2 protein-coding genes are annotated in these 1,701 nt (G+C 60.7%); one reads left to right on the top strand and one right to left on the bottom strand.

Features of this window, described 5'->3' with window-relative positions; translation table 11 throughout:
• Positions 1–1,034, bottom strand: a 1,034-nt coding sequence (norV, locus tag BN1127_RS14220; protein ID WP_042649913.1) for an anaerobic nitric oxide reductase flavorubredoxin, incomplete at its 3' end; no start/stop codon positions are given.
• Between the two features lie 171 nt (positions 1,035–1,205).
• On the opposite strand from norV, the gene BN1127_RS14215 reads away from it, so the two are divergent.
• Positions 1,206–1,701: GAF domain-containing protein (locus BN1127_RS14215; RefSeq protein WP_042649912.1), on the top strand; the 496-nt coding region annotated here is incomplete at its 3' end.

The following is a 1,701-nucleotide window of genomic DNA, read 5'->3' as shown; positions in this document are numbered from 1 at the left end:
CTGCCGAAAGCGGCGGCGCGCTTGTTGCGAAAACGCAGGCCGGTAATCTCTTCGAGCATGCCAGCCACCTTGGGCATCATGACGTTGTTCATGGTGGAGGAACCCACCAGTATCCCCTTGGAGCGGAACACCTGGGTCAGGATCTCGTTCTTGTCGTGGCGTGCCACGTTGAAGATCTTCACCGCCACGCCCGGATCCACCTCGTGGATGCCCTGGGCGATGGCGTCGGCCATCATGCGGGTGTTGTTGGACATGGAGTCGTAGAACAGGGTGATGCGATCCTCCTGATAGTGATCGGCCCACTCCAGGTATTTGAGGATGATCTGGGTGGGATCCTCGCGCCAGACGATGCCGTGGGAGGTGGCCACCATGCTCACCGGCAGGTTGAAGCCGAGCACTTCCTTGATCTTGGCGGTCACCAGCGGGCTGAAGGGGGTGAGGATGTTGGCGTAGTAACGCTGGCACTGCTCCATCAACTCGGTCTGATCCACCTCGTCGTTGAACAGGTGTTCGTCGCAATAGTGCTGGCCGAAGGCGTCGTTGGAGAAGAGCACCGCATCCTCGGTCATGTAGGTCATCATGCTGTCGGGCCAGTGCAGCATGGGAGTTTCGATGAATACCAGCTGCTTGCCGTTGCCGATGTCCAGACTGTCGCCGGTCTTGACCGGCTGGAAGTTCCACTCCGGGTGGTGGTGGTGGCCGGTGATGGAGTCGATGGCGTTGTGGGTGCAGTAGATGGGGGTGCCGGGGATGCGGGCCATCAGCTCGGTCAGGGCGCCGGCGTGATCCTCCTCGGCGTGGTTGATCACCACATAGTCGATGGAGGCGAGATCGATCTCTGCCGCCAGGTTCTGCACGAACTCGCGGCTGAACTTGTGATCGACGGTGTCGATCAGCACGTTCTTCCCTTCGCGGATGAGGTAGCTGTTGTAGCTGGTGCCCTTGTGGGTCTTGTACTCGGTGCCGTGGAAGTCGCGTACCTCCCAGTCCCGTTGGCCGACCCAGTGGATGTTGTTTTTGACGTGAATGCTCATCAGGCAGTTCCTCAGCAGGCAATAGTGAATGTGTGACTGAATTCCCTATTGCAGCGGGCGTGCCAACTCGTAACCTATTGTTTTTAATGGGAACAAAAAACCAAAATTGTCATTTGGACAGCCACTCTATATAGTCATATTCACAAACAAACTGTCATTTGGACAATCATCATGATCTCGACCGACCGCCTGGCGCGCATCGCCCTCGACCTGCAACTCGGCATCTCCCATCAGGACAGATTCCACCGCCTGATCCAGAGCGTGCGCAGCCTGCTGCACTCGGATGCCTCGGCCCTGCTGCGCTACGAGGGGGGCCAGTTCATTCCACTGGCCATCGACGGCCTGATGCAGGACGTGCTGGGTCGCCGCTTCGCCTTGCGGGATCACCCGCGCATGGAGGCCATCGCCCGCGCCGGCGACGTGGTGCGCTTCCCCGCCGACAGCAGCCTGCCCGACCCCTATGACGGCCTGCTGCCGGATCACGACGACTTCAAGGTGCACGCCTGCGTCGGCCTGCCGCTGTTCTCGGATCAGACGCTGATCGGCGCCCTGACCATAGACGGCATGAATCCGGCCCAGTTCGACGGCATCAGCGACGAGGAGCTGCGGCTGGTGGGCGCCCTGGCCGCCGCCGCCCTCAGCAACGCCCTGCTGCTGGAGCGGCTCG

The sequence above is a fragment of the Aeromonas media genome, from assembly GCF_000819985.1.
GTDB lineage: Bacteria > Pseudomonadota > Gammaproteobacteria > Enterobacterales > Aeromonadaceae > Aeromonas > Aeromonas media.
The sequence above is the reverse complement of the archived record's forward strand: the minus strand, read 5'-3'. Positions and strand labels throughout refer to the sequence as shown.